This is a genomic window from Bradyrhizobium sp. SZCCHNRI3043 (assembly GCF_032377735.1).
GTDB lineage: Bacteria > Pseudomonadota > Alphaproteobacteria > Rhizobiales > Xanthobacteraceae > Bradyrhizobium.
On the sequence record NZ_JAUHID010000009.1, the window covers coordinates 89,442 to 115,044 of the forward strand.

The 25,603-nt window shown below is 66.9% G+C and carries 26 protein-coding genes; 12 read left to right on the forward strand and 14 right to left on the reverse strand.

Annotated features, from left to right (window positions below):
- Positions 1–5: 5 nt before the first annotated feature.
- From QX124_RS19425 to topA, 3 genes are read right to left on the reverse strand one after another with little or no spacing between them, the layout of a single operon-like run.
- A complete protein-coding gene (locus QX124_RS19425; protein WP_315740298.1) occupies positions 6–449 on the reverse strand; it encodes a DUF983 domain-containing protein in 444 nt (147 codons plus the stop codon).
- On the reverse strand, positions 446–2,821 hold the full coding sequence (rnr, locus tag QX124_RS19430) for a ribonuclease R (RefSeq protein WP_315797999.1): 2,376 nt from the start codon (positions 2,819–2,821) through the stop codon (positions 446–448). Before rnr ends, QX124_RS19425 begins: the two co-directional genes overlap by 4 nt.
- Positions 2,822–2,825: 4 nt before the next feature.
- Positions 2,826–5,579 carry a type I DNA topoisomerase gene (gene topA / locus QX124_RS19435; protein WP_315798000.1) on the reverse strand — a complete coding sequence of 918 codons (2,754 nt, stop codon included), beginning with the start codon at positions 5,577–5,579 and terminating at the stop codon, positions 2,826–2,828.
- Between the two features lie 225 nt (positions 5,580–5,804).
- Between topA and QX124_RS19440 the strand changes: the two genes are divergently transcribed.
- Positions 5,805–6,014 (forward strand): hypothetical protein, encoded by a 210-nt coding sequence (locus QX124_RS19440; protein WP_315740362.1) that lies wholly within the window; start codon positions 5,805–5,807, stop codon positions 6,012–6,014.
- A 13-nt stretch (positions 6,015–6,027) separates the two neighbouring features.
- Here the strand turns inward: QX124_RS19440 and QX124_RS19445 are convergent, their stop codons facing one another.
- Complete coding sequence (locus QX124_RS19445) at positions 6,028–6,471, reverse strand: helix-turn-helix domain-containing protein (protein ID WP_315798001.1); 444 nt, start codon at positions 6,469–6,471, stop codon at positions 6,028–6,030.
- A gap of 144 nt (positions 6,472–6,615) precedes the next feature.
- Between QX124_RS19445 and QX124_RS19450 the strand changes: the two genes are divergently transcribed.
- Positions 6,616–7,389 (forward strand): glucose 1-dehydrogenase, encoded by a 774-nt coding sequence (locus QX124_RS19450; RefSeq protein WP_315740294.1) that lies wholly within the window; start codon positions 6,616–6,618, stop codon positions 7,387–7,389.
- A 75-nt stretch (positions 7,390–7,464) separates the two neighbouring features.
- Here the strand turns inward: QX124_RS19450 and QX124_RS19455 are convergent, their stop codons facing one another.
- Positions 7,465–8,076 (reverse strand): FMN-dependent NADH-azoreductase, encoded by a 612-nt coding sequence (locus tag QX124_RS19455; RefSeq protein WP_315740293.1) that lies wholly within the window; start codon positions 8,074–8,076, stop codon positions 7,465–7,467.
- A gap of 97 nt (positions 8,077–8,173) precedes the next feature.
- On the opposite strand from QX124_RS19455, the gene QX124_RS19460 reads away from it, so the two are divergent.
- Complete coding sequence (locus tag QX124_RS19460) at positions 8,174–8,572, forward strand: helix-turn-helix domain-containing protein (protein ID WP_315775215.1); 399 nt, start codon at positions 8,174–8,176, stop codon at positions 8,570–8,572.
- A gap of 3 nt (positions 8,573–8,575) precedes the next feature.
- On the opposite strand, the gene dprA is transcribed toward QX124_RS19460, so the two are convergent.
- The 5 genes from dprA to QX124_RS19485 all read right to left on the reverse strand — a co-directional run bounded on the left by dprA (position 8,576) and on the right by QX124_RS19485 (position 14,213).
- Complete coding sequence (dprA, locus tag QX124_RS19465) at positions 8,576–9,694, reverse strand: DNA-processing protein DprA (protein ID WP_315798002.1); 1,119 nt, start codon at positions 9,692–9,694, stop codon at positions 8,576–8,578.
- Positions 9,695–9,756: 62 nt separating this feature from the next.
- Positions 9,757–11,160, reverse strand: coding sequence for a patatin-like phospholipase family protein (locus QX124_RS19470; RefSeq protein ID WP_315798003.1), 1,404 nt, complete (start codon positions 11,158–11,160; stop codon positions 9,757–9,759).
- Positions 11,161–11,307: 147 nt separating this feature from the next.
- Positions 11,308–11,904, reverse strand: coding sequence for a glycerol-3-phosphate 1-O-acyltransferase PlsY (gene plsY / locus QX124_RS19475; RefSeq protein WP_315784501.1), 597 nt, complete (start codon positions 11,902–11,904; stop codon positions 11,308–11,310).
- Between the two features lie 30 nt (positions 11,905–11,934).
- Entirely contained in the window at positions 11,935–13,236 is a 1,302-nt protein-coding gene (locus QX124_RS19480; protein WP_315798004.1) for a dihydroorotase, read from the reverse strand.
- Between the two features lie 23 nt (positions 13,237–13,259).
- Complete coding sequence (locus tag QX124_RS19485) at positions 13,260–14,213, reverse strand: aspartate carbamoyltransferase catalytic subunit (RefSeq protein WP_315740287.1); 954 nt, start codon at positions 14,211–14,213, stop codon at positions 13,260–13,262.
- A gap of 151 nt (positions 14,214–14,364) precedes the next feature.
- Here QX124_RS19485 and QX124_RS19490 point away from each other — a divergent pair, with 151 nt between their 5' ends.
- From QX124_RS19490 to QX124_RS19500, 3 genes are read left to right on the forward strand one after another with little or no spacing between them, the layout of a single operon-like run.
- Complete coding sequence (locus QX124_RS19490; RefSeq protein WP_315798053.1) at positions 14,365–15,090, forward strand: M15 family metallopeptidase; 726 nt, start codon at positions 14,365–14,367, stop codon at positions 15,088–15,090.
- 23 nt (positions 15,091–15,113) lie between these two features.
- Positions 15,114–16,757: an acyl-CoA dehydrogenase family protein gene (locus QX124_RS19495; RefSeq protein WP_315798005.1), complete on the forward strand. Its 1,644-nt coding sequence runs from the start codon at positions 15,114–15,116 to the stop codon at positions 16,755–16,757.
- Positions 16,754–17,560, forward strand: coding sequence for a CPBP family intramembrane glutamic endopeptidase (locus tag QX124_RS19500; RefSeq protein WP_315784495.1), 807 nt, complete (start codon positions 16,754–16,756; stop codon positions 17,558–17,560). The genes QX124_RS19495 and QX124_RS19500 overlap by 4 nt, the downstream gene beginning before the upstream one ends.
- Positions 17,561–17,570: 10 nt before the next feature.
- On the opposite strand, the gene QX124_RS19505 is transcribed toward QX124_RS19500, so the two are convergent.
- The 3 genes from QX124_RS19505 to QX124_RS19515 all read right to left on the reverse strand — a co-directional run bounded on the left by QX124_RS19505 (position 17,571) and on the right by QX124_RS19515 (position 19,974).
- Positions 17,571–18,494, reverse strand: a complete 924-nt coding sequence (locus QX124_RS19505) for an AEC family transporter (RefSeq protein WP_315758615.1) — start codon at positions 18,492–18,494, stop codon at positions 17,571–17,573.
- A gap of 4 nt (positions 18,495–18,498) precedes the next feature.
- Positions 18,499–18,984, reverse strand: a complete 486-nt coding sequence (gene ruvX / locus QX124_RS19510) for a Holliday junction resolvase RuvX (RefSeq protein ID WP_315798006.1) — start codon at positions 18,982–18,984, stop codon at positions 18,499–18,501.
- Positions 18,985–19,131: 147 nt separating this feature from the next.
- Positions 19,132–19,974 carry an oxidoreductase gene (locus QX124_RS19515; RefSeq protein WP_315798007.1) on the reverse strand — a complete coding sequence of 281 codons (843 nt, stop codon included), beginning with the start codon at positions 19,972–19,974 and terminating at the stop codon, positions 19,132–19,134.
- Between the two features lie 49 nt (positions 19,975–20,023).
- On the opposite strand from QX124_RS19515, the gene QX124_RS19520 reads away from it, so the two are divergent.
- The gene (locus tag QX124_RS19520) at positions 20,024–20,623 is read left to right on the forward strand and encodes a TetR/AcrR family transcriptional regulator (protein ID WP_315784489.1); all 600 of its coding nucleotides are present in this window, start codon (positions 20,024–20,026) and stop codon (positions 20,621–20,623) included.
- Positions 20,624–20,797: 174 nt separating this feature from the next.
- On the opposite strand, the gene QX124_RS19525 is transcribed toward QX124_RS19520, so the two are convergent.
- The gene (locus QX124_RS19525; protein ID WP_315740280.1) at positions 20,798–21,745 is read right to left on the reverse strand and encodes a cyclase family protein; all 948 of its coding nucleotides are present in this window, start codon (positions 21,743–21,745) and stop codon (positions 20,798–20,800) included.
- A gap of 316 nt (positions 21,746–22,061) precedes the next feature.
- On the opposite strand from QX124_RS19525, the gene QX124_RS19530 reads away from it, so the two are divergent.
- The 5 genes from QX124_RS19530 (at position 22,062) to QX124_RS19550 (ending at position 25,600) form a co-directional block, all read left to right on the forward strand.
- Complete coding sequence (locus tag QX124_RS19530) at positions 22,062–23,138, forward strand: nitronate monooxygenase family protein (RefSeq protein WP_315798008.1); 1,077 nt, start codon at positions 22,062–22,064, stop codon at positions 23,136–23,138.
- 108 nt (positions 23,139–23,246) lie between these two features.
- A complete protein-coding gene (gene gatC, locus QX124_RS19535) occupies positions 23,247–23,534 on the forward strand; it encodes an Asp-tRNA(Asn)/Glu-tRNA(Gln) amidotransferase subunit GatC (protein ID WP_315773127.1) in 288 nt (95 codons plus the stop codon).
- Positions 23,535–23,604: 70 nt separating this feature from the next.
- Positions 23,605–23,841, forward strand: a complete 237-nt coding sequence (locus QX124_RS19540; protein WP_315740275.1) for a hypothetical protein — start codon at positions 23,605–23,607, stop codon at positions 23,839–23,841.
- Positions 23,838–25,313, forward strand: coding sequence for an Asp-tRNA(Asn)/Glu-tRNA(Gln) amidotransferase subunit GatA (gene gatA / locus QX124_RS19545; RefSeq protein ID WP_315773130.1), 1,476 nt, complete (start codon positions 23,838–23,840; stop codon positions 25,311–25,313). Before QX124_RS19540 ends, gatA begins: the two co-directional genes overlap by 4 nt.
- Positions 25,304–25,600: a hypothetical protein gene (locus QX124_RS19550; protein WP_315740273.1), complete on the forward strand. Its 297-nt coding sequence runs from the start codon at positions 25,304–25,306 to the stop codon at positions 25,598–25,600. Before gatA ends, QX124_RS19550 begins: the two co-directional genes overlap by 10 nt.
- Positions 25,601–25,603 lie beyond the last annotated feature (3 nt).

Consider the following 25,603-nt stretch of genomic DNA (forward strand, 5'->3'; position numbering starts at 1 on the left):
AATGCTCACACCGGTGGAATGCCCTCCACCGGATTGTCGTCGAAGCCGTGCATGCGGAACGCCCATTGCAGCCCGACGACGGCGCCCTTGACCGGCTGAATCAAGGCGAGCGCGGCGACCAAGGTCACCGGCAGATAGATCGCGAGTTGCAGCGCCACCGGCGGCGCGTAGTTGGTCTCGATCGAGAGCACCAGCGGCACGATGATGTGGCCGACGATGACGATCACGAGATAGGCGGGAAGATCGTCGGCGCGATGGCCGGAAAAATCCTGGCCGCAGCGGTCGCAGTTGTCGGCGACTTTCAGGAAGGCGCGGAACAGCTTGCCCTCACCGCAGCGCGGGCAGCGGCAGCGCAGGCCGCGCTTCATCGCGGTCCAGACGTCGCGCTTCTCGGCGAGGCCGGTGTCACGTGTCCAGGTTTGCGGCATTGCGTGGGGCGTTGAACTCATGGCGTCCATGATCTGCCTTTCTTCGATGTGCCGGGCTTGCGTTTTGCCCCTGCCTTTTGGCTTTTCTTGCGGCTTTTTTCTTCGTGCTTCGGACGAGCCTCGGATTTGGCCCGCTTGGTCGCCTTGCTCTTCGCCTTGACGGTCGTCTTGCTCTTCGACCGGTCGCGGCGGCCATGCCGCGAAACGAGGACATCCGCCTGGGTCAGGAGCTCGAAGCGCAGCGCGCCGGCCACCGGCTGAGCTTCTACCAGACGCACGTCGACGACGTCACCCAGCCGGTGCATGGCACCGCTGCGCTGGCCGATCAACGCGTGCCGCGTCTCGTCATAGTCGAAATATTCCGTGCCGAGGGTCCTGATCGGAACCAGGCCGTCGGCGCCGGTCTCGTCGAGCTTGATGAACAGGCCCGCGCGGGTGACGCCGGAGATGCGGCCCTGGAAGGTAGCGCCGATGCGGTCGGCCAAGTGATGGGCGATCAGCCGGTCGGCGGTCTCGCGCTCGGCCTTCATCGCGCGCCGCTCGGTGACCGAGATCTGCGCCGCGACCTCGGCGAGATGATCCGGCGTCTCGCTGTCGGGCAGGGCGCCGTCGCCGAGGCCCAGCGCGCGCAGCAGGCCGCGGTGCACGACGAGGTCGGCATAGCGGCGGATCGGCGAGGTGAAATGCGCATAGCGGCGCAGGTTCAGGCCGAAATGTCCGTAATTGTCCGTCGAATATTCCGCCTGCGCCTGCGAGCGCAGCACGACCTCGTTGACGAGATGCTCGTAGTCCTGGCCGGCGACCAGGGTCAGCACGCGGTTGAACAGCGAGGGCCTGAGCGCGCCGCTCTTGGCGAAGGGCACGTCGAGGGTCTTCAGGAACTCCTGCAGCGCATGGATCTTCTCCACCGTCGGCTCGTCATGCACGCGGTAGATCAGGGGCAGCGCCTTCTTCTCCAGCAGTTCGGCCGCGGCGACGTTGGCCGAGATCATGAACTCCTCGATCAGCCTGTGGGCGTCGAGGCGCTCCGGCACGACGACGCGATCGACGGTGCCGTCGGTCTTGAGCAGGATCTTGCGCTCGGGGATGTCGAGGTCGAGCGGATCGCGCGCGTCGCGGCCGCGCTTGGCGACCTCATAGGCCGCATAAAGCGGCGTGAGGATCGGCTCGAGCAGGGGACCGGTGACGTCGTCCGGCTTGCCATCGATCGCGGCCTGCGCCTGCGCATAGGACAGTTTTGCGGCCGAGCGCATCAGCACGCGGTGGAACGAGTGCGACCGCTTGCGGCCGTCGGCGCCGAGCACCATGCGCACGGCGAGCGCGCCGCGCGCCTCGCCCGGCACCAGCGAGCACAGATTGTTGGAGATGCGCTCCGGCAGCATGGGCACCACGCGGTCGGGGAAGTAGACCGAGTTGCCGCGGATCAGCGCGTCGCGATCGAGCGCCGAGCCCGGCCGCACGTAGTAGGCGACGTCGGCGATGGCGACGTGGACAATGAAGCCGCCGACATTGTTCGGATCGGGGTCGGGCGCGGCATGAACGGCGTCGTCGTGGTCCTTGGCATCCGGCGGATCGATCGTGACCAGCGGCAGCTCGCGCCAGTCCTCCCGGCCCTTCAAGGTCGCGGGCTGCGCGGCTTCGGCTTCGGCCACCGCCGCGGCCGAGAAGTCCATCGGGATCTCGTGGGCATGGATCGCGATCAGGCTGATCGCCTTCTCGGTGGCGACCGAGCCGTAGCGCTCCTTCACGCGTCCTGCGGGCAGGCCATAGCCACGGCCACGCAGAAGGTCGACGCTGATGAGATCGCCGTCCTTGGCGTCCTTGGTGTCGGCGGGCGCGATGGAGAGCTCGCGGCCGGCCTGCTTCTTGTCGACCGGAATGAGGCGGCCGCCGCCGCCGGGATTGCTGCGGAAAATGCCGAGCACGCGCGGCCGCGCCTGATCGAGCACCTTGAGTACGCGGCCGCGATAGGCCACGCCTTCGGCATCCTTGATCGGCTCGACCCGCAGCAGCGCGCGGTCACCGACGCCGGCGGCCGAGCCCGGCCCGGCATGACGCGGCGTGTGGATGCGGATGCGCGGCGGCTCGGACTGTTCGGCCTCGTCCCATTCGGCCGGCTTGGCGATCAATTCGCCGTCGCTGTCGCGCCCGGTGATGTCGGCGACCAGCGTGGCCGGCAGTGTCGCGGTCTCGACGACCTTCTTGCGGCCGCTCTTCTTCACCGTGCCGTCGGCGACGAGCTCGCGCAGCAACTGCTTGAGCGCGACGCGATCGGCGTTCTTCAGGCCGAATGCGCGGGCGATGTCCTTGGTGCCAACCTTGCCCGGATTGGCGCGGATGAAGGCGACGATGGCCTCCCGCGAAGGGAAGCCGATGTCGCGCTTTTGGGTCATTTTCTCATCCGCGGGCCTTACCGGCGCTTTTCTTGGGCGTCGCCTTGGTCGCAGGCTTGGCCGAGGTCTTGGCGGCCTTGGCGACCGGCGCACGCGCCTTGCTGGTGGAGTCTGATTTCGGTTTGGCGGCCGCCTTCTTCGCCACGGCCTTTTTCGCCGGCTTCGGCGTGTCGTCGTCACCGCCGGTCTTCGGCTTGGCCTTGCTGGCAGCCTTGGCCGGCTTCGCAGCCTTGCCCTTGGCCTTCTTGCCGCCGCCCTTGGCGGCGCGCTCGTCGAGCAACGCAATCGCCTCCGCCAGCGTGATCGTGTCCTTCTCCTTGTCGCCGGGAATGGTGGCGTTGACGCCGCCTGCGGTGACATAGGCGCCGTAGCGGCCGGCCTTGACGGCGACGGGGCCGAGCGACGGATGGTCGCCGAGCGCCTTGCCGGGATCGGCGCCGAAGCGCTTGCTCGGGCCCTTGGCGATCTTCTCGGCAATCAGCGTGACCGCGCGGTTGAGGCCGATGTCGAACACCTCGTCGCCCGCCTCCAGGCTCGCATAGGTCTTGTCGTGCTTCACGAACGGCCCGAAGCGGCCGAGATTGGCGATGATCGGCAGGCCCGTCTCCGGATGGATGCCCACCTCACGTGGCAGCGACAGCAGCTTCAGCGCATAGTCGAGCTCGAGGCTTGCGGGCGACGTCACTTTCGGGATGCCCGCGCGCTTCGGCTTCTCGCCCTCGGCGTAATCCTTCTGCTCGCCGAGCTGGATGTAGGGGCCGAAGCGGCCGGCCTTGACGACGACGTCTAGGCCGGTGTCCGGATCCTGGCCGAGCACGCGATCGGCCGTCGCCTCGCTGTCGGCGGCGAGCGGGCGGGTGTAGCGGCATTCCGGATAGTTCGAGCAGCCGACGAAGGCGCCGAACTTGCCGGCCTTGAGGTTGAGCCGTCCGGTGCCGCAGGTCGGGCACTGCCGGACATCGCCACCATCGTCGCGCGGCGGATAGATGTGGGGCCCGAGCATCTCGTCGAGCGCGTCGAGCACCTGCGCCACGCGCAGGTCCTTGATGTCGTCGACGGCGCCGATGAAGCCGGTCCAGAAATCCTTCAGGACCTGCTGCCAGGCGATCTCGTTGTTGGAGATGCGGTCGAGCTGCTCCTCGAGATCCGCCGTGAAATCATACTCGACGTAGCGGCGGAAGAAGTTCTCCAGGAACGCGACGACGACGCGGCCCTTGTCCTCGCCGTGCAGCCGCTTCTTCTCGAGCTTCACATAGCCGCGGTCCTTCAGCACCTGCAGGATCGAGGCATAGGTCGAGGGTCGGCCGATGCCGAGCTCTTCCATGCGCTTGACCAGCGAGGCTTCGGAGAAGCGCGGCGGCGGCTCGGTGAAATGCTGGGTGACCGCGAGATTCTGCCGCTTCAGCGGCTCGCCTGGGCTCATCTGCGGCAGGCGGCGGCCGTCCTCGTCCTCCTCGTCGTCGCGGCCTTCCTGATAGAGGGCGAGGAAGCCGTCGAACTTGATGACCTGGCCCGTCGCGCGCAGCTCCAGGGTGCGGGCGCCCGCCTTGGCGATAATGTCGACGGTGGTGCGCTCCAGCTCGGCGGATTCCATCTGGCTCGCGATCGTACGGGTCCAGATCAGCTCATAGAGCTTGGCCTGGTCGTCATCGAGCCGCTTGCGTAGATCGGCCGGCTTGCGCGACAGGTCGGTCGGGCGGATCGCTTCATGCGCTTCCTGGGCGTTCTTGGCCTTGGCCTGGTACTGGCGCGGGCTGTCCGGCACATATTTGTTGCCGTAGATCTCGCCGATCACCTTGCGGGCCTGGGTGATCGCCGAACCGTCGATCTGCACGCCGTCGGTTCGCATATAGGTGATGAGACCGGTGGTCTCGCCGCCGATGTCGATGCCTTCATAGAGACGCTGCGCGATGCGCATCGTGTGCGCCGGCGCGAAGCCGAGCTTGCGGCTCGCCTCCTGCTGCAGCGTCGAGGTGGTGAAGGGGGCCTGCGGGTTGCGCCGCGCGGGCTTGGCGTCGACGGTCGCGACCGTGTAGCTCGCCGCGTTGAGCGCGGTCTTGAAATCCTCGGCTTCGGCGCCGGTGCCGATGTCGAGCCGCTGGATCTTCTTGCCGTCGGCGCCGACGAGGCGCGCCTCGAAGGTGTCACCGCGCGGCGTCGCCAAGGTCGCGATCAGCGACCAGTATTCGCGCGGGACGAACTTCTCGATCTCGAGCTCGCGATCGCAGACGAGGCGCAGCGCGACCGACTGCACGCGCCCGGCCGAGCGGGCGCCCGGCAGCTTGCGCCACAGCACGGGAGAGAGAGTGAAGCCCACGAGGTAATCGAGTGCGCGGCGCGCCATGTAGGCGTCGACCAGCGCGCCGTCGATCTGGCGCGGATGCTTCATCGCCTCCGAGACGGCCTGCTTGGTGATGGCGTTGAAGACGACGCGCTCGATCTTCTGATCCTTGAGCGCACGCTTCTCCTTCAACACCTCCAGCACATGCCAGGAAATCGCTTCGCCCTCGCGATCAGGGTCGGTGGCGAGAATCAGCCGGTCAGCGCCCTTCAGCGATTTGGCGATATCGTTGAGTCGGCCGGCCGCCTTGGGATCGATCTCCCAGATCATGCGGAAATTCTCGTCCGGATCGACGGAACCGTTCTTGGCCGGAAGGTCGCGGACATGACCGAAAGAGGCCAGAACCTCGTAGGAGGAGCCCAGATACTTATTGATCGTCTTGGCCTTGGCAGGCGACTCCACGATGACGATATTCATGTATTTCCAATGGCTTAGTGGAAGGATTGAAGCTGGCTTCGCGGGATTCGCGCCGGCTGCGTTGACCCGAACATGGGTGGTGAGGGGGTTCCTGTCAAATCGAGGGATGTTGAAAGGCGATTGCGTTCGACCGGCGAAGTACCTATCAGGTTGTACGGAGCACGATGAGAATCGTGCTCTTTTGAGGTTGTTTTTCGTCAAATTCCTTATGCTGGGTGACGGTTGTTGGCCAAGGCAGTGGACAAAAGCGACCCGGACGTCGAGGTGACGGTGGAGGACCCCGACGCCGCGGCGGCGCTGATCGCCGAGGTGACGGCCAGCCTGTCGCATCTGGCGCAGCGCCATCACCTTGACATGCTCGACTACCTGCTGCGCATGGCGAACCTGGAGGCCGAGGAGCATCTCAGGCTGCGCAGCCGCCACAGGCTCTGCTGACGGCCAGCCGCGCTCAGCGCGGGGCGAGAGCGGTTTCCTCCGGCGCCAGCGTCCGGCCGTCCTCCGCAGTCAGCAGCAGCTTGCAAACCGGCCTGCGGTTCGCGCGGTCGACGAGCGCGGTGGCGATCTCGTCCGGGTGCTCGTCGAATTCCTCGCTCCACTGTCGCAGTGCGACCAGGATCGGAAACAGGCCGCGGCCTTTCGGCGTCAGCACGTAGTCGCGATAGGAGCTGCCATCCGCGGCCGGCTCGGTGGTCAGGATGCCACGATCGACCAGCGCCCGCAGTCGCACCGTAAGGATGTTCTTCGCCATGCCGAGGCTGCGCTGAAATGCGCTGAAGCGGCGCACGCCGAGAAAGGCATCGCGGATGATCAGCAGCGACCACCAGTCGCCGATCGCATCCAGCGACCGCGCGATCGGGCAGGCGTCGCCTTCCAGACTGGTGCGCTTGACCATCACGTCATCCTTGTCCTGTCACCCGCGGGACGGCTGGTAGCCTGGCCGCACCGGCGTCTGCTCACGCGCTTGTGTGGTTGCATTATAAAACCGATCGGCCTATGTCGTCTATCGGTTTAATTATGCAACCATTTGGAGGCGGGCGTGAGGCTTGCAAACAAGACGGCACTGATTACCGGCGGCAGTAGCGGCATCGGGCTTGCGACCGCCCGGCGCTTCGTCGCCGAAGGCGCCAGGATCGCGATCACGGGGCGAGATGCCGGGCGGCTGGAGGCTGCGGCGCGCGAGCTCGGGCCGAACGCGCTGGCGCTGGTGGCCGATGCCACCGACATCGCCGCGACCGAGGCCGCGGCCGCCCGCGCCGCAGAGCGCTTCGGCAAGCTCGACATCCTGTTCGCCAATGCCGGCATCCCCGGCGCGACCCCGGCCGGAGCAACCAGGCCCGAGGTGTTCGAGCAGGTGATCCGCACCAATCTGACGGGCGTGTTCTTCACCGTTCAGGCGGCGCTGCCTCATCTCAAGGACGGCGCCTCGATCATCCTCAATGGCTCCGTGATCTCGGTGCTGGGCAATCCCGGCTATTCGGCCTACGCCGCGAGCAAGGCTGGGGTGCGCGCGATGGCCCGGGTGCTGGCGTCGGAGCTGTCGCCGCGCGGCATCCGCGTCAACGTGGTTGCGCCGGGCGCGATCCGGACGCCGATTTGGGGCGCCGCGGTCGCGACGCCCGAGGCTGAGAAGACGTTCGAGGCAAGGATCGCGGCGACCACGCCGCTCGGCCATATCGGCGAGCCGGAGAATATCGCCAGCACCGTGCTGTTCCTGGCGTCGGACGATGCCGCGCACATCCAGGGGCAGGAGCTGTTCGTCGATGGCGGCGCCACGAGCTCACCGGCCGGTGCGCCGATCTATCGGGGGTAGGCGCCAGAGAGCAGCATGTGGCGAGGCCTCGTCACGGTGAAAGACGGTGGCTGCCGGCGGCAGCCACCGTCTCGATCAGGCAGCGAGATCGCCGGCCGTCTGAAGCGCCGTCGCGAGCGCCTGCTCGCGCTGCTCCGGCCCGATCTGGACGCCATCGGCCGCGATGAATGTGAGATCCTTGACGCCGATGAAGCTGAAGACCCCGCGCAAATAGGTCTCCAGATGTTCGAAGGCGGCCATCGGCGTATCCGCGCCATAACGGCCGCCGCGCGAGATCGCGATGATCACGCGCTTGTCGCCGGCGAGCCCTTCCGGGCCGTTCGGGCCATATTTGAAGGTCTTGCCCGCGACCGCGATGCGGTCGATCCATGCCTTGAGCTGGCTCGGGATGGAGAAATTGTACATCGGAGCCCCGATCACGACGGTATCGGCGCGGAGAAATTCGTCCAGGACAGCCTGACCGGACGTGATGTCCGCCTCGATGGCTGGATCCGCTGCCGCTCCTCCGCGCATGGTCGCGACATGCGCGCCAGACAGATGCAACAGCGGTTCTGCGGCGACATCCCGATAGGTGACCTCGAGGTCCGGCGTCAGCTGGCGGAGCCGCGCGACGATTGCGGCGGACACCTGACGGCTGACGGAGTGGGGGCCGAGCACGCTGGAGTCGACATGAAGGAGTTGGGTCATCGGTCAGTCACCTTGGTATTGGTTTGTAACTGGCGCACTATGAGTGACTGTGATGTAACCCCACAAGAACGCACATTTTTGAAACTCGGGCACAGCCATGACACCTGCGAACAGCCCTGATCCTGACCTGCCGGCTGGGCCGGAGCACAATGATTGCCGGGGCGTCGCCTCGATCCTGGCGCGCGTCGGCGACAAATGGAGCGTGTTCGTCATCATGATGCTGCAGGACGGGCCGAAGCGCTTCAACGAGCTCAAGCGCCTCGTGGGCGGCATTTCCCAGCGCATGCTGACCCTGACGCTGCGCGGCCTCGAACGCGACGGGCTGGTGACGCGCACGGTTTTTCCGACCATCCCGCCGCGGGTCGACTATGAATTGACCGATCTCGGCCGCGGCCTGTCGCAGCCCGTGCAGGCGCTCGGGCACTGGGCCATCCAGCACCAGGAGCAGATCGAGCGGGCACGCACGCACTTCGACGCACGCAAGGATGCCGACTGAGTGCTAGGTGAGCGACACCATCCCGCCGCCGTGGCGCTCCAGGCGGCCCGCCAGCTCGAGCTCGAGCAGCACCATGCGCAGCACGGCGGGTGACAGACCGCTGATCCGGATCAGGTCGTCGATCGAGACGGGCGTCGGGCCGAGCAGGGCTGTGATCTGCGCGCGGTCGTGGCTTTCGGGATCGGGGGCGAACAACTCCTCGTCCGGCTCGCGCAGCGAAAAGGGCAGCGGCCGCTCCATGATCGGGCCGACGGCCTGGATGATGTCTGCGGCTTCGGTGACGAGCGCGGCGCCCTGCTTGATGAGATCGTTGGTGCCCGCGCAGCGGGGATCGAGCGGCGAGCCCGGGACGGCGAAGACCTCGCGGCCCTGTTCGCCGGCCATGCGCGCCGTGATCAGCGAGCCCGAGCGATGCGCGGCCTCGACGACGACGACGCCGAGCGAGGCGCCGGAGATCAGCCGGTTGCGGCGGGGAAAGTCGCGGGCGCGCGGCTCGTGTCCGAGCGGCATCTCGGAGATCGCGGCGCCGCTGCCACTGATGATGGCGCCGAGCAGGTCGACGTGCTCCGGCGGATAGATCCGGTCATGGCCGCCGGCGAGCACCGCGACCGTGCCGCTGCCGAGGCTCGCGCGATGGGCGGCCTGATCGATGCCGCGGGCGAGGCCAGAGATGATGACGAAGCCGGCTTGGCCGAGCTCATGGGCGATCTGGCCCGCGAATTTGAGTCCGGCGGCCGAGGCGTTGCGCGAGCCGACGATGGCGATCATCGGGCGCATCAACGTCTCGCGGGCGCCGCGCACCGCGAGCAGCGGAGGCGCATCCTCGCAGGCGGCGAGGCGGGGCGGATAGCCGTCCTCGTCCGGCGCCCGCAGTTCGACGCCTTGCCGTTTGCAGGCTTCGAGTTCGGCCTCGGCTTCGCCGACCGTGCAGATCCGGCCGGCTCCGGCCGCGCCGCCGCGGCGTGCCAGATCGGGCAGCCGGTCGAGCGCTACGCGCGCGGTGCCGAAATGGTCGAGCAGCGAGCGGAAGGTGCGCGGGCCGACATTGTCGGACCGGATCAGGCGCAGCCGGTCGCGCCGCTCGGTGTCGCTCAGCTCGATCGTCGTGTTGATGGCATCCACGCAAAGCCCCCTTTACCGAGGACTAGAATGGAGCAACCCGAGGACGCAGGGAAGAGGGCGCGCTACGCCGGCGCGACGTCGCGCACATCCTCGGACGCGGATATCGGAGACGACAGCGCCGGCTGATCGCCCTGGATGGCCGGCGTGGTGCCGACCGGAGCCTCGCGCAGCCAGCGCTCGGCGGCGTCGCGTCCGCGCTGGTACAGCAACTCGATGAAGCTGCTGCCGAGATCGGTCGCATCGCGCTGAGCCAGGGCCTCGATCTCGTCCTCGGCGGCAAGCCGATGAACGCGCGGCGGATGCAGGCCGTCGCTGCGTGCCCATTCGAGCGCCGCGAGCTCGGCGTTCAGGACCGCATTGCCGGCGATCTGGTCGAGACGGCGATCGATCGCGGCCGAGGTCATCGGGACATTGCCGTCGCGCGCGGGCGTGACCTGAACGACCAGCAGGTCGGCGGCGCTGGACTCATGCGCGATCTGGATCAGCGGCGGATTGGTGAGGTAACTGCCGTCCCAATACGCCTCGCCCTCGATGTCGACAGCGGCGTGCAGTTGCGCGGGACAGGTGGAGGCGAGCAGCGCATCCGGCGTGATGCCGGCATTGCGGAAGATCTGCGGCAGGCCGTCACGGGCCCGGGTCGCCGCGATCAGCAGGCGGGGCGCGGCCGGGCCCTGCACGGCGTCGAAATCGATCGTCTCAAGGAGGATGTCGCGGAGCGGGTCGAGATCGAGCGGGTCGGCGCGTCCGCCGCGCAGCCCCGCACCGAACGACACCGAGCTGCTTGCCGGCGAGTATGCGCCGATCACCAACAGCGATCGGAACGACGCCTCCTCCATCAGCCGGGTCCAGAACAAAGCGAGCCGGTTGCGGGCTTCGTCGCGGCCGCCCTTGGCGACGAGCCCGCTCGCGAGCAGCGCGGCGTTGACCGCGCCGGCGCTGGCGCCGCTGATGGTGTCGAAATCGCAACCGGGCTCCTCGAGCAGGCGATCCAGCACGCCCCAGGTGAAGGCCGAGAACGTTCCGCCGCCCTGCAGAGCCAGCGACAGCTTGCGCGGCGGCCACGTCCGGGGTGGTGGCGGCAGCGTGACCGTTGCGATCGTCTCCGCCAGCGTTCGCTCGGGCGTCTCCGCGGCCTTGGTCTCGCTGATCACGGACGCGCTCGTGGCCGCCATGATCATCTCGGCAACGGCCGGCGCGACATCGGCTCGTTCCGGCGCAGGGTGCGGTTCGGATGCTTCGGTGGATGGTGCCACGTTCGGCATGACCGGCGCAGCGGGCGCGATCGCCTCAGGCGTGGGCGCCGGGTCTGTAGCGGCCGTGATGCCGGTCGACCAGATCTCGGCGGCCGAGAGCAGCAGGCTGGCGTTCGATCGGGCCGGGGCCGCCTTCTGCTGCGCCGGAGCCTGATCAGTACGGTCATCGTGCGTGGCCGACGAACCGCTGGAATTGGTCTTGCGTAACCACATGCAGGAATCATGACAGGCAATCATGATTCACGCCAGAGTCCCGCGTTAACTTATTAGCTGATGAATCGCCGGTGTTGCTGTGCAGCCGCTGTGAAATCAGGGCGCAGCACAGGTTTTCCCTATTTGCTCCGTATTTGTCCGGAGCGACTACTTCTTCGCCCCGATCTTGCTCTCGGTGCCCGACTGCAATCGCTTGATGTTTTCGCGATGCATGTAAACGAGCAACAGTGTGAGCAAGGTGAACAAGGCGGCCAGCGCGGTGTGACCGAAAGCCCACAGCACGATGGGCGTCAGCACGCTGGCGACGAGTGCCGCGAGCGATGAGTAGCGGAGCGCGAACGCGGTGGTGAGCCACACCAGGCAGAAGAAGATGGCGCCGGGCCAGAACAGGCCAATCAGAATGCCGATGTAGACCGCCACGCCCTTACCGCCGCGGAACTTCAGCCACACCGGGAACAAGTGGCCGAGGAAGGCGCCGAGGCCCGCGATCATCGCGGCATTCGGGCCGCCGAGATAGCCGGAGATGATGACCGCGGCCGTGCCCTTCAGCGCGTCGCCGAGCAGGGTTGCTGCCGCGAGCCCCTTGCGTCCGGTGCGCAGCACGTTGGTGGCGCCGATATTGCCGGAGCCGATGCTGCGCAGATCCTGCGTGCCGGCCAGCCTGGTCAGGATCAGGCCGAACGGGATCGACCCCAGGAGATAGCCGATGATGAGAGCGAGGGGCAGGAAGGCTTCGGAACCCATCATACCGCTCCTTCCGAGCTTGGCCTTGCGTCAGACATGTTCGAACACGGTGCGGCCGCCGACGATGGTGCGGACCACGCGGCCGGTGAAGCGGGCTTCGTCGAACGGCGTGTTCTTGCACAGCGATTTGAGGTCGGCCGGATCGAGGATCCAGGGCACGTCGGGATCGATCACGATGATGTCGGCCGGCGCGCCCGCTCGCAGGGTGCCGCCGGGCAGGCCGAGCAGCTCGGCGGGCCGGGTCGACATCGCGCGGATCAGGGTCGTCCAGCTCAGCTCGCCATTGTGCACGAGCCGCAGCGCCGCCGGCAGCATGGTCTCAAGGCCGACCGCGCCGCTCGCGGCTTCCGCGAACGGCAGCCGCTTGACCTCGACGTCCTGCGGCGTGTGGTCCGACATGATGACGTCGATCAGGCCCGAGGCCAGCGCCTCGACCAGCGCGCGGCGGTCGACCTCGGTGCGCAGCGGCGGCGTCAGTTTCAGGAAGGTGCGGTAGGGGCCGATGTCGTTCTCGTTCAGGGTGACGTGGTTGATCGAGACCGACGCGCTCACCGTGAGGCCTGCCTCGCGGGCGCGCCTGAGGATGTCGAGCGAGTCGATCGAGCTCAGCGCGGCCGCGTGATAGCGTCCTTTGCTGAGCGCCACCAGGCGCATGTCGCGTTCGAGCACGACGGCTTCCGCTGCGGGCGGAATGCCGTAGAGGCCGAGCCGCGAGGCGAACTCGCCTTCGTTCATGACGCCTTCGCCGACGAGATTGGGATCCTCGGTGTGATGCACGATCAGGGCGTCGAAATCCCGCGCATAGGTCAGCGTGCGGCGCATCACCTGCGCGTTCATCACGCTGGTATGGCCATTGGAGAAGGCGACCGCGCCGGCAGCGCGCAAGAGGCCGATCTCGGTCATCTCCTCGCCGCGCAGGCCCTTGGTCAGCGCCGCCATCGGCTGGATGTTGACGATGGCGGTGTCGCGCGCGCGGCGGAGCACGAAGTCGACGGTCGCCGAGTTGTCGATGACCGGCTCGGTGCCGGGCTGGCAGATAATGGTGGTGATGCCGCCGGTCGCCGCCGCCTGGCTGGCGCTGGCGAAGGTCTCGCGATGGCCCAGACCGGGCTCGCCGACGAAGGCGCACATGTCGATCAGGCCGGGGGCCACGATCTTGCCGGCGCAGTTGACGACATCGGTGCCCTCGGGCACGCCGGCCGCGCCGATGCCGCGCTTGAGGTCGCGGATGACGCCGTCGGCGATCAGCACGTCGCCGGGGCCGTCGAAGTCGCGGGAGGGGTCGATGACGCGCGCATTGGCGAGCAGGATCGGGCGGCGGTCGGTCAGCATGGCGTTTTGTCCCGACTTCTGTATCACGCGTTGGGCAGGTTGCGGGCCAGTGCTTCGAGCACGGCCATGCGCACGGCAACCCCCATTTCGACCTGTTCCCGGATCAGCGATTGTGCGCCATCGGCAACGATGGACTCGATCTCGACGCCGCGGTTCATCGGTCCCGGATGCATGACCAGCGCGTCTGGCTTGGCGTAAGCGAGCTTCTTCTGATCGAGCCCGAAATACTGGAAATATTCCGACGACGACGGCACGAACGAGCCGTTCATGCGCTCGCGCTGCAGCCGCAGCATCATGACGATGTCGGCGCCGTTGAGGCCCTCGCGCATGTCGCGCGCGACCTCGACGCCCATCCGCTCGATGCCGGGCGGCAGCAGCGTGGAGGGCGCGACGATGCGGACGCGGGCGCCCATCGTATTCAGCAGCAGGATGTTGGAGCGCGCGACGCGCGAATGCAGCACGTCGCCGCAGATCGCGATCACCAGCCCCTCGATGCGGCCCTTGTTGCGGCGGATCGTCAGCGCATCGAGCAGCGCCTGGGTCGGATGCTCATGCGCGCCGTCGCCGGCATTGATCACGGAGCCGTCGACCTTGCGCGCGAGCAGCTCGACCGCGCCGGACGCATGGTGGCGGACCACCAGGATGTCCGGGTGCATCGCGTTGAGCGTGACCGCGGTGTCCATCAGGGTCTCGCCCTTGCGCATGGACGAGGACGACACCGACATGTTCATGACGTCGGCGCCAAGCCGCTTGCCCGCGATCTCGAACGAGGACTGGGTCCGCGTCGACGCCTCGAAGAACAGGTTGACCTGGGTCCGGCCGCGCAGCACGGTGCGCTTCTTGTCGACCTGACGATTCAGTTCGACATACTCCTCGGACAGATCGAGGAGACCGGTGATGTCGTGGGCGGAAAGGCCCTCGATTCCCAGCAAATGCCGGTGCCCGAGGACGAAAGTCGATTTCGGAGAGGTTGCCATTAAAGCCAGAGCTATAGGCGCGGTTTCCGCAGGGGGCAAGGCCGAAAGCCGGGGTTCCGAGTTATCCCCCGTTCCGTCTTTCGAGCCTCTCAGGGGGCTCCAAACCATCGGCTGGCGGGCCATCGCCAGACGAGGTCCGCTCCGATATGCCCTGATCCTGCTGGCAGCGATCGTGCCGGCCTGTGCGGCCGCGTTGCCGTTCGATTTCGTCTATCTCCGCGACATCGACCCGACGATCCTCCAGGACATCCGTTATGCCGGCAGCAACAATTTCGTCGGCCGCCCTTTGCCGGGCTACGGGGCGGCCGAATGCGTCGTGACGCGTGACGTGGCGCGGCGGCTGCAGGCCATCCAAGCCGAGCTGCGGCCGCGCGGCCTGTCGCTGAAGATGCTCGACTGCTACCGGCCGGTGCGTGCCGTGGCGGAGATGCTGGCCTGGTCGCAGGACGGCGTCGAGACCACGGCCGGTCGCCGTTACACTCCGCGCATTGCCAAGCAGGACCTGTTCCGTCTCGGCTACATCGCCGTGCGTTCGAGCCATTCGACGGGTGCGGCGCTCGATCTCACGCTGGTCGAGCTCGCGGCGGATAATTCGGCGGTGTTCGACCCGGCCAAGGACTACGCGGACTGCACCGCGCCCGCAGCGCTACGCGCGCCCGAGGGCAGCGTCGACATGGGAACCGGCTACGACTGTCTAGATCCCAAGGCGCATACCGCCGCGCAAGGATTGACGTCCGAGCAGCGGCGCTGGCGCGATGAGCTGCTCTCGGCCATGGCGCGGCAAGGTTTTGTGAACTATGCCAAGGAGTGGTGGCACTTTTCGCTGCCGGGCGCTGGCGCGACCACTTATGTTTTTCCCATTCGGCCGCGCCGATGATCGATCTGTAGCAGGGCACGGCCATGACGCAGTCTTCCTTCGCGACCCATGAGGTCTTCAACCAGTCGCCGTCATTCGAGGACGTCAACCTGTTCACGGCAGACCAGCCGCTGGTCGACGCGGTGAAGGCCAATGGCGGTGCTGGCGCCGAGCAGGAGCTGTCTGCGTTCGGTGCGCTGTGGGGCTCGGCCGAGATGGCCGAGCAGGGCCGGCTCGCCAACGAGAACACGCCGAAGCTGCGCAGCTTCGACGCCAAGGGCTTTCGGCGAGACGTCGTCGAATTTCATCCGGCCTACCATGCGATGATGTCGCGCTCGGCCGCGGCCGGCCTGCACAATTCGACATGGACGGCAGAAGGCCAGCCCGTCGGCGGCTGCTCGGAGGTGGTGCGCGCCGCGAAGTTCTACATCGCCTCGCAGGTCGAGAGCGGGCATCTGTGTCCGATCACGATGACGCGGGCCTCGGTGGCGGCGCTGGCCGCCCAGCCGGATCTGCTGGCAAGAGCGATGCCGGTCATCGCGACTGATGACTACGATCCGGCGTTTGCGCCGTGGTGGCAGAAGCGCGGCATGACGCTCGGCATGGGCATGACCGAGAAGCAGGGCGGGACCGACGTGCGCGCCAACATGACGCGCGCTGAGCGCACGACCGATGGCTATCGCATCACGGGGCACAAATGGTTCATGTCGGCGCCGATGTGCGACGCCTTCCTGGTGCTGGCGCAGGCCGAAGGTGGCCTGACCTGTTTCTTCATGCCGCGCTTCAAGCCGGATGGCTCGGTGAACGCGATCCAGTTTCAACGCTTGAAGGACAAGCTCGGCAACCGCTCCAATGCCTCGTCGGAGGTGGAGTTCGTCGGCGCCTATGCGGAGCGGGTCGGCGACGAGGGCAGGGGCATCAGCACCATCATCCAGATGGTGCAATTGACGCGGCAGGATTGCGCGATCTCGTCGGCCGGCCTGATGCGCTCGGGGCTCGCGCACGCGCTGCATCACGCGCGCCACCGCAGCGTGTTCCAGAAGCATCTCGCCGACCAGCCGCTGATGCAGGCGGTGCTCGCCGACATGGCTCTCCATGTCGAGGCGACGGTGGCGCTGGTGATGCGGCTGTGTCAGGCGTTCGATCGTGCGCCTCTGTCGCCGCGGGAGGCGAACTACGTGCGGCTGCTGACACCGGCGATCAAATACTGGGTGTGCAAGAGCGCGTCGCCGTTCCTGTATGAGGCGATGGAATGCCTGGGCGGCAACGGCTATGTCGAGGACGGCATTCTCGCGCGCCATTTCCGGGAGTCGCCGGTCAATGCGATCTGGGAGGGCTCGGGCAACGTGATGTGCCTCGACGTGCTGCGGGCGCTGACGCGCGAGGCGGAGGCGGCCGCGCACGTGCTGATGCAACTGAAGGCAGAGACCAGCGGGCTTCCCGGCGCGGCGGAGGCGCTCGCTTTCATCGAGACCGGCTTCCGCCGGCCGGATTCCGAGCGCGTTGCCCGGCTTGCGGTCGAGAAGCTGGCGCTGCTGGCAGCCGCGGCCGCACTCAATTCTGTCACGCCCGCTCACGCCGAACTGTTCGCCGCCACGCGGCTCGCCGCCGTGCATCCGAGCATGTATGGCGCGGTCGATCTCGATCCCGCCGATATCCGTGCCTTGCTGGAGCGCGCCCTGCCTTGACCGATTCTCCTGAAGCCGCCGTCGCGGACTCGCTCGATCCGGCCAATCCACCGCAACAGGTCGCGCCTGCGAAACACCAGCCGCGCACGCTCGGCTTCTGGTGGACCGCGCTGTGGGGCTTCGTGATCTTCATCGCGCTGTTCGCCGGCCAGGCTGCGGTGGTCGGCTATTTTCTGCTGATGCGGGACGGGCCGACCGACGCCGCTGCGCTGGTTCACATCGCCAGCCGCGGGCTGACCTTGTCGCTGTCGGTGATCATGGGCCTGCCGGCCGTGCTGCTGGCGGTCTATTTCGCCGTCCGTCATACCCGCACGCCCTTCGCCGAATATCTCGGCCTGCGCTGGACGTCGTGGAAGTATGTCGGCATCGGCATCGTGGGCATGGTGGTGATCGTCGTCGCCTGGGACCTGATGTCACGGGCGACGGGGCGCGAGGTCTCGCCGGGCTTCATGTTGGACGTCCTGAAGACGGCCAAGGGCGACGGCACGGTCTGGCTGATGGTGCTCGCCTTCTGCGTCGCGGCGCCGCTGTCCGAGGAATTGTTCGCGCGCGGCTTCCTCTATCGCGGCTGGTCGGATTCGTTTCTGCGGGTGCCGGGCGCGATCGTCCTGTCGTCGCTGGTCTGGACCGCGATGCATCTGCAGTATGACTGGTACTTCTTCCTCGAGGTGCTCGCGCTCGGCCTGTGGTTCGGCTATCTGCGCTCGGTCAGCCATTCGACCTGGCTGACCGTCGTGCTGCATGGCCTCAACAACCTCGCCGCCACCGTGCAGACCATGTGGCTCGCCAGCGGCCACTCCTGAGCGGCGGTGTTCAGCCGGCCCAGGCGATCGCGAGCGGCATGGTCAGCGCCGCCAGCACGGTCTGCAGTGAGATGATCTGCGCCAGCAGCGGCGCGTCGCCGCCCATCTGCTTGGCCAGCACATAGGCGCTGGGCGAGGTCGGCACCGCCGCGCAGATCGCGACCACCACGAGGCTCGGGCCGGTGACGCCGAACCATCCGGCGAGCCCGATCGCGAGGAGGGGCATCAAGACCAGCTTGAGCACAACGCCGAGCGCGGCGGCCGGGCCGGCGCGACGCAAGCCTTCGAAGTGCAGGCCGGCGCCGGTCACCAGGAGGCCGATCGGCAGCGACGCCTGGCCGAGCGCGTCGGCGGCATCATGCCAGAGTTTAGGCAGTGGCACCCGCGCGACGTTGAGCGCGAGGCCGAGGACGCAGGCCCAGATCAGCGGATTGCGCACGATGGTGGCGAGGATCTCGCGGAGCGAGCGGCGGTTCGGCGAGGCATAATGGGCGAGCACCGCGACGCTGAACACGTTGACCATCGGGATGATCGCGATCATCGCGACCGACGCCACTGCAAGGCCGGTGGGGCCGAACAGGCTGCCCGATACGCTAAGCGCGACGTAGGTCTGCCAGCGCGTCGCGCCCTGGAAGATCGAGGTGAAGGCCGGTCCGTCGACGCCGGCGCGCGCGAGCAGCGGCCGCAGGGCGAGGCAGAGCGCGGACATCGCCAGCATCGCCAGGAACAGCGCGCCGCCGATGCCGGCCACCGGCACCTTGCTGAGATCCGCCTTGACGAGGCTCTGCAGCAGCAGGGCGGGGAACAGCACGTAGTAGGTCAACCGCTCCAGCCCGTGCCACTGGGTATCGAGCCGCATCAGACTGCGCCGCAGGCCAAAGCCGACCACGATCAGCAGGAACACCGGCGCCAGCGCCGCGATGACGGGGCCCATGCGACTACTGACCCGAGCGGCGCAGCGTCGTCAGCCGGTCGAGCGCACCCTGCAGGATGAAGATCGCCGCATGCGTATCGATCACCTCGGCGCGTTTGGCGCGGCTGACATCCATGCCGATCAACTCGCGCTCGACCGCCGCCGTCGACAGCCGCTCGTCCCACAGGCCGATCGGCAGGTCGGTAAGGCCGGCGAAATTGCGCGCGAACGCCCGGGTCGATTGCGCCCGCGGCCCCTCGCTGCCATCCATGTTGATGGGAAGGCCGAGCACGAAGCCGACCACCTTGCGCTCGGCGCAAATGGCAAGCAGCCTGATGGCATCGGCCTTGAAGGCCTTGCGCTGGATCGTCTCGACGCCGGTGGCGAGCCGGCGATCGGGATCGGACACGGCGACGCCGATGGTCTTGGTGCCGAGATCGAGGCCGATGAGCGCGCCGCGCTCGGGCCAGCGGCCGGCGGCTTCGACAAGGGGGAGAATGGGGGCGGGCATGGCAATGCGCTTAACACGCAGGCGCGTGGCGAGCCAGCAGGTGAGGGCGTGCATCGCTTCGCCGCCCCGACGAAGCTCGCGCACGCGAGTCGACCGGCCCAGATGTCGAGCGTTGCAGTCTTTCCCGGATGCGCCGGCTTCGGATCATCAAGCGAAGCTGGTGGAGCGCGAGAGCTTGTTCCAGGCACTCACTTCGGCTTTCATGCCCTCGATCTTCTGCTCGACCAGGGCCAGCGCGTCCTCACCGAGGAACAGCCGTACAGGCGGTCTTTCGGCTTCCACGAGGGCAAGCAATGCCTGTGCGGCCTTCGCGGGATCGCCGGGTTGGTTTCCGCTCTTGGCCAATCGGGCGGCGCGAATCGGATCCATGACGGCGTCGTAGTCGGAAATGCTGCGCGGCGTGCGATCCATGGACCGTCCCGCCCAATCGGTCCGAAACTGACCGGGCGCAAGCGCAATGACGCGAATGCCGAAGGCGGCCACTTCCTTGCCGAGCGACTCCGAGATGCCCTCCAGCGCGAACTTGCTGCCGCAATAGAAGCTGATCCCGGGCATGGTGATGAAGCCGCCCATGGAGGTCACATTGACGATATGGCCGCGCCGCCTCGCGCGCATCCCCGGCAACACGGCCTTCATCATCGCGACAGGGCCGAACACGTTGGCGGCGAACTGCCGCTGCAGATCGTCGAGCGAGGACTCCTCCAGCGTGCCCTCGTGACCGTAGCCGGCATTGTTCACCAGTACGTCGATCGCGCCAATCTGCTTCTCGGCCTCTGCCACAGCAGCCGGGATTGCATCGAAATCCGTAACGTCGATCACGAGAGGATGAGCCTTGCCCGCTGCAAGCGCGGCAAAAGCCTCGGCATCGCCGACCCTTCGCACGGTCCCGATCACCCGATGGCCGGCGGCCAGCGCGCCCTTTGCGAACGCTCGGCCCAAGCCCGAGCTGACGCCAGTGATGAGGAAGATCTTCGAATCGGCAGCCGCCATCGTACAACTCCGCATGACAAGGTTATCTATATCATGATATATATACTGCATGGCACGTGGCAAGACCGAACATTCATCCAGTGGCATGAGAGGCGAGCCGCTTCGTCGGCACGTCCTCGATGCCGCAGAGCGGCTTCTCCGTCAGGGCAGGGCCGATTTCTCGATGCGGGACCTTGCCGCTGAGGCGGGGGTCAGCTTCGCGACGCCGTTCAATCAGTTCGGCAACAAGGCCGCGATCATGCAGGCTCTCTCCATACGTCGGATCGACACCATGGAGGTGCGGTACGCCGCCGCGCCACCATCGAGAGATGCAAATGCCCGCGTGCTATTGGCTATTGATACGGCGGTGGCAGTGATGTTGGAGAATCCAGACGTGAACCGGACCGTGATGGGATGGCTGGGTGCCGCCCAGGCTTCGCCCGGTCAGACGCTGTCCCGATCCACTGCCTTCTGGGCACTGGCCTTGGGGAAGGGAGAGGGACTGAGGGCCGGCCGGCGAGAACAAGCCCTGCGCTGCCTTCCAGAGCAACTCGCCTTCAGTTTCCGCGGCGTGTTGTCCTTCTGGACTGCGGGCGAATTGTCGGATGCGGCGCTCGCCCCGCGTGCGCGAGACATGGCGAGCGCCTTGTTGCTCGGCTACCTAAATTGACGTCCGATAGGGGCGGCTTGATCGACTGACCCGCCGATCCCGGGTCTCTGTCGGCCAGCTTCAGGCGCGCCTGCGGCGGGCTCCTTGTCCAAGGTTTGCTTTCGCAGGACGATTCCCGACTCCTCGTGAGGACGCGGCGCTCCCGGGATGCCCTCACGAGGAGATCGGCGGAGCTTAACGGATCGCGATCGGGTTGATCATGCCCTGGACGCCGCCGCGCCAGCGTGGCTGGCCGAGCACAAACAGGAACTCGTAGCCCTTGTCCTTGGCCAGTTCCGCCGTGTCCATGTTCTCCAGGATGTAGGTCCCGTTCATGGCGAGCAGGATCTGGTGCACCTCGAACAGGTTCGACGACTCGAACGGGATCGCCTCCACCGCCCAGTTGTCGGCGCCGACTGCGACCACACCCTTCGAGGTCAGGTATTTGGCGCCTTCGACGCCGAGACCGGGTTCGCCGGCGCCGTAACGCTTGTCGTCCTTGCCGATCAAACCAAGCCAGCCGGTGTGGAAGATCACGATGTCGCCCTGGCGGATCTCGACGCCCTGCTTCTTGGCAGCTTCCTCGATCTCCTTGACGTTGAACGCCGTGCCTTCCTTGACCACGTCGGTGTTGTAATAGGCGGCCATGTCGAGCAGCACGCCGCGCGCCACCAATGGCGGCACCTTCTCGATGCCGAGCTTCTTCAGGCCGGTCGGATCGGCGAAGTCGAGCAGCTTGTTGCCGTTGTAGTAGACGTGCTCGATGCCGAGATGGCCGAGCCCGTCGATCTGGCTGCCGACGCCGACCCAGCCTTCGACGATGTCGTCATTGTAGGTCGCCTTGTTCGGGCCGAGGCCGGGAATTCCGGCCTGGCCCGGCTGCACCACGGTGATCTTGAACGAACGCGGCGGATAGGCCGGCGTCTTGGAATCGACGATCATGCCGAGTGGGTAGGTCTTGCCGGTCTTCACCAGCGAGGCGGCTTTGACCACGAGCTCCGGCGTGATGTAGTTGGCCGCGCCGATCTCGTCCTGTGGGCCCCATTTCGATTTCGTCCAATCCGGGGTCTTGTCCTGGGCATTGGCCGTCCCGATCGCACCCATCATGGCAATCGAGCAGCACAACACGAACGCGTTGCGCATCGCATTTCCTCCGACATGTTGACGTTTGTTGTGTTTCGCGCTGGCCAGCGCCCGCATCCTAACTGAGGGCGCCGCGGAACCAAATTGTTTTTCGATCTTGCGTTGCACTTTGTCTGAGTGTCGCACCGGAAGATGTTGCCGGGCCGTGCGCCGGCAGTCGTGATCTCGTGTGGTGGAATACGTGGCCTGCGTTCCGCATTGCCGGCACTCTCGACTGTCACGCGCGTTCCTGCCGCGGTATTGTCGGGGCCCGCATGCGTGACGCGCATCCGAAGGCACATCCTCGCCAAGAACAAGCAAGCACAAGGAGCAGACCATGTGGCCCGATCGCCGGTTTCTCGATCTCGTCAAGACCGAACATCCGATCGTCCTTGCGCCGATGGCCGGGGTGATGGACGCCGATCTCGTGATCGCGGTGGCGCAAGGCGGCGGGCTCGGCTCCTTGCCCTGCGCCATGCTGAGCGCGGACAAGGCGCGCGAGCAGGTCAACATCATCCGCCAGCGCGTGTCGGCGCCGGTCAATGTGAACTTCTTCTGCCACACGCCGGTCGAGGCCGATGCGATCAGCGAGGCCGCGTGGAAGCGGAGGCTCGGCGCCTATTACCAGGAGTATGGCGTGGATCCGGCGGCTCCGGTGACGGCCGCGAACCGCGCTCCCTTCGATGCCGCGATGTGCGCCGTCGTCGAGGAGCTGAGGCCGGAGATCATCAGCTTCCATTTCGGCCTGCCTGAGCCGTCACTGCTTGCGCGCGTGAAGGCGACCGGCGCGGTCGTGATGGCGTCCGCGACCGTGGTGCGCGAGGCGGTATGGCTGGAGCGGAACGGCGCCGACGTCATCATTGCGCAAGGTGCGGAGGCCGGCGGCCATCGCGGCATGTTCCTGACCGACAAGCTCGCCGAGCAGGTCGGCACGTTTGCGCTGGTGCCGCAGATCGTGGATGCGGTGAAGCTGCCGGTGATTGCAGCCGGCGGCATCGCCGATGCGCGCGGCATCGCCGCGGCGTTTGCGCTCGGTGCATCCGGCGTGCAGATCGGCAGCGCTTTCCTGCGCTGCCCCGAGTCCAAGGTCAGCGTCATGGCCCGCGCCGCGCTTGCCGCCGCCGATGACGAATCCACCGTCATCACCAACGTGATGACCGGCCGGCTCGCCCGCGGCGTCGCCAACCGGGTGATGCGCGAGGTCGGGCCGATCTCGCCGGATGCGCCGGCGTTTCCGCATGCCGCGACCGCGCTCGGTCCGCTCAAGGCCGCGGCAGAGAAGCAGGGCAGGGTGGATTTCACCAATCTCTGGGCCGGCCAGGCGCTGCCGTTGGGGCGCGAGGTGCCGGCCGCCGAGCTGACGCGGAGCCTGGCCGAACAGGCTCTGGCGCGGCTGCGGAGCATGGCGGGCTGACACCTCGGGCGGGATGTTGCCCCAGGAAAGTCCAACGGCTGCCGGTTGCGGCGCGAAAGCGGGCTCTGCTATAGGGCGGGTTCACCTTGTCCCGTGAGGCCCTATATAATGTCGGTCGATGCCGCCACCGTCCGCCGGATCGCGCAATTGGCGCGGATCGCTGTCACTGACGCCGAAGTCCCGCATCTGCAGGGCGAACTCAATGCGATGCTGGATTTCGTCGAGCAGCTGTCGGAGGTCAATGTCGAGGGCGTCGAGCCGATGACCTCGGTGACGCCGATGGCGATGAAGAAGCGTCAGGACGTCGTCAATGACGGCGAGATCGCCGACGACATCGTCAAGAACGCGCCGGCGACCGAGAACCACTTCTTCCTCGTGCCGAAGGTCGTGGAATAGCCAAGGGGTTGGATTGGTCGCTGCTCCGGCGCGATCGACCCGAGCCGTAACCGACAAGCGAGCCAACGCCATGTGCCTGCTCTGCGACGATGAAGCGGCCTACAAGGCCTATATGGACTATCTCGACGCGATGGAGCGGCAGGGCAAGGCCGCCGATCCGGACAAGGCCGTGAACGAGATTCTCGACCAGCTCGAAGCGGCCGCCAATACCAAGAAAGCCTCCCCTGCGAAGAACAAGTTCTTCGCGGACGACCCGGCCGACGACAAGACGCTTTCTCCTTTCTTCTGCAGCCCGATCAACAAATGACCGATTTGACTTCGCTGACGCTCGCCGAGGCCCGCAAGGGGCTCGCGAGCAAGACCTTCACGTCGCTCGAGCTGACCGACGCTCATCTCAAGGCCATCGAGGACGCGCGCGCCCTCAACGCCTTCGTGATGGAGACGCCGGATCAGGCGCGCGCCATGGCGCGCGACGCCGACGCCAGGATCAATAAGGGCGAAGGCGGGCCGCTGGCCGGCATTCCGCTGGGGATCAAGGATCTGTTCGCCACCAAGGACGTCCGCACCACGGCGTGCTCGAAGATCCTCGGCAATTTCGTGCCGCCTTACGAGTCAACCGTGACCTCGCAGCTCTGGCGCGACGGCGCGGTTATGCTCGGCAAGCTCAACAATGACGAGTTCGCCATGGGCTCGTCGAACGAGACCTCGTGCTTCGGCCCGGTCGGCAACCCGTGGCGCCGCGAGGGCTCCAACACCACCTTGGTGCCGGGCGGCTCGTCCGGCGGCTCGGCTTCGGCGGTGGCCGCGCTGCTCTGCATGGGCGCGACCGCAACCGACACCGGCGGCTCGATCCGCCAGCCGGCGGCGTTCACCGCCACCGTCGGCATCAAGCCGACCTATGGCCGCTGCTCGCGCTGGGGCATCGTCGCCTTTGCCTCGTCGCTCGACCAGGCCGGGCCGATTGCGCGCACGACCCGGGATGCGGCGATCCTGCTGCGCTCGATGGCCGGCCACGATCCGAAGGATACGACCTCGGTCGACATCCCCGTGCCGGACTATGAAGCGGCGATCGGCAGGTCAGTGAAGGGCATGAAGATCGGCATTCCCAAGGAGTACCGGCTCGACGGCATGCCGGCCGAGATCGAGAAGCTCTGGAGCGAGGGCGCGGCGTGGCTGAAGGCGGCCGGTGCCGAGCTGGTCGAGGTGTCGCTGCCGCACACGAAATACGCGCTGCCGGCCTATTACATCGTGGCGCCGGCCGAGGCGTCCTCGAACCTCGCCCGCTACGACGGCGTCCGCTATGGCCTGCGCGTGCCGGGGAAGTCCATCGGCGAGATGTACGAGAACACCAGGGCCGAAGGGTTTGGCGCCGAGGTCCGCCGCCGCGTCATGATCGGAACCTATGTGCTGTCGGCCGGCTATTACGACGCCTATTATCTGCGCGCGCAGAAGGTCCGCACCCTCATCAAGAAGGATTTCGAGGACTGCTTTGCCAAGGGCGTCAACGCCATCCTGACCCCGGCGACGCCGTCGGCCGCCTTCGGCATCGGCGAGAAGGGCGGCGCCGACCCGATCGAGATGTATCTCAACGACATCTTCACGGTGACCGTGAACATGGCGGGACTGCCAGGCATCGCCGTGCCCGCCGGCAAGGACAGTCAGGGGCTGCCGCTCGGGCTGCAACTGATCGGCCGTCCGTTCGACGAGGAGACGCTGTTCTCGCTCGGCGAGGTCATCGAGCAGGCGGCGGGACGCTTCACGCCGGTCCGGTGGTGGTAAGCGTCGCCGATTTCAAGACGAGCCTCGCGGGCGACGCGCCCGCGGCCGGACTGTCGCCCGTGCTCACCGGCCTGTGGTGGCTGGCGAAGGGCGACTGGGACCGCTCGCACAAGATCATTCAGGACGAGACCGGCCGCGACGCGGCCTGGGTGCACGCGCATCTGCATCGCGTCGAAGGCGATCTCGGCAATGCCGCCTACTGGTATCGGCAGGCCGGGCAGCCCGTCGCCAAGGATGCATTGGATATCGAATTTGAGCGGATCGTCTCCGCGCTGATGGGGAGTTGAGGG

Excerpts from the sequence above, each read along its gene's own strand:
- QX124_RS19425 (WP_315740298.1), bottom strand. The coding sequence starts at position 449 with ATGAGTTCAACGCCCCACGCAATGCCGCAAACCTGGACACGTGACACC.
- topA (WP_315798000.1), bottom strand. The coding sequence starts at position 5,579 with ATGAATATCGTCATCGTGGAGTCGCCTGCCAAGGCCAAGACGATCAAT.
- QX124_RS19515 (WP_315798007.1), bottom strand. The coding sequence starts at position 19,974 with ATGGCGGCTGCCGATTCGAAGATCTTCCTCATCACTGGCGTCAGCTCG.
- QX124_RS19445 (WP_315798001.1), bottom strand. The coding sequence starts at position 6,471 with ATGGTCAAGCGCACCAGTCTGGAAGGCGACGCCTGCCCGATCGCGCGG.
- gatC (WP_315773127.1), top strand. The coding sequence starts at position 23,247 with ATGTCGGTCGATGCCGCCACCGTCCGCCGGATCGCGCAATTGGCGCGG.
- QX124_RS19520 (WP_315784489.1), top strand. The coding sequence starts at position 20,024 with ATGGCACGTGGCAAGACCGAACATTCATCCAGTGGCATGAGAGGCGAG.
- QX124_RS19470 (WP_315798003.1), bottom strand. The coding sequence starts at position 11,160 with ATGTGGTTACGCAAGACCAATTCCAGCGGTTCGTCGGCCACGCACGAT.
- QX124_RS19480 (WP_315798004.1), bottom strand. The coding sequence starts at position 13,236 with ATGCTGACCGACCGCCGCCCGATCCTGCTCGCCAATGCGCGCGTCATC.
- QX124_RS19455 (WP_315740293.1), bottom strand. The coding sequence starts at position 8,076 with ATGACCCAACTCCTTCATGTCGACTCCAGCGTGCTCGGCCCCCACTCC.
- QX124_RS19540 (WP_315740275.1), top strand. The coding sequence starts at position 23,605 with ATGTGCCTGCTCTGCGACGATGAAGCGGCCTACAAGGCCTATATGGAC.
- QX124_RS19505 (WP_315758615.1), bottom strand. The coding sequence starts at position 18,494 with ATGGGCCCCGTCATCGCGGCGCTGGCGCCGGTGTTCCTGCTGATCGTG.
- rnr (WP_315797999.1), bottom strand. The coding sequence starts at position 2,821 with ATGACCCAAAAGCGCGACATCGGCTTCCCTTCGCGGGAGGCCATCGTC.
- QX124_RS19460 (WP_315775215.1), top strand. The coding sequence starts at position 8,174 with ATGACACCTGCGAACAGCCCTGATCCTGACCTGCCGGCTGGGCCGGAG.
- QX124_RS19530 (WP_315798008.1), top strand. The coding sequence starts at position 22,062 with ATGTGGCCCGATCGCCGGTTTCTCGATCTCGTCAAGACCGAACATCCG.
- QX124_RS19525 (WP_315740280.1), bottom strand. The coding sequence starts at position 21,745 with ATGCGCAACGCGTTCGTGTTGTGCTGCTCGATTGCCATGATGGGTGCG.
- QX124_RS19485 (WP_315740287.1), bottom strand. The coding sequence starts at position 14,213 with ATGGCAACCTCTCCGAAATCGACTTTCGTCCTCGGGCACCGGCATTTG.
- gatA (WP_315773130.1), top strand. The coding sequence starts at position 23,838 with ATGACCGATTTGACTTCGCTGACGCTCGCCGAGGCCCGCAAGGGGCTC.
- QX124_RS19495 (WP_315798005.1), top strand. The coding sequence starts at position 15,114 with ATGACGCAGTCTTCCTTCGCGACCCATGAGGTCTTCAACCAGTCGCCG.
- ruvX (WP_315798006.1), bottom strand. The coding sequence starts at position 18,984 with ATGCCCGCCCCCATTCTCCCCCTTGTCGAAGCCGCCGGCCGCTGGCCC.
- plsY (WP_315784501.1), bottom strand. The coding sequence starts at position 11,904 with ATGGGTTCCGAAGCCTTCCTGCCCCTCGCTCTCATCATCGGCTATCTC.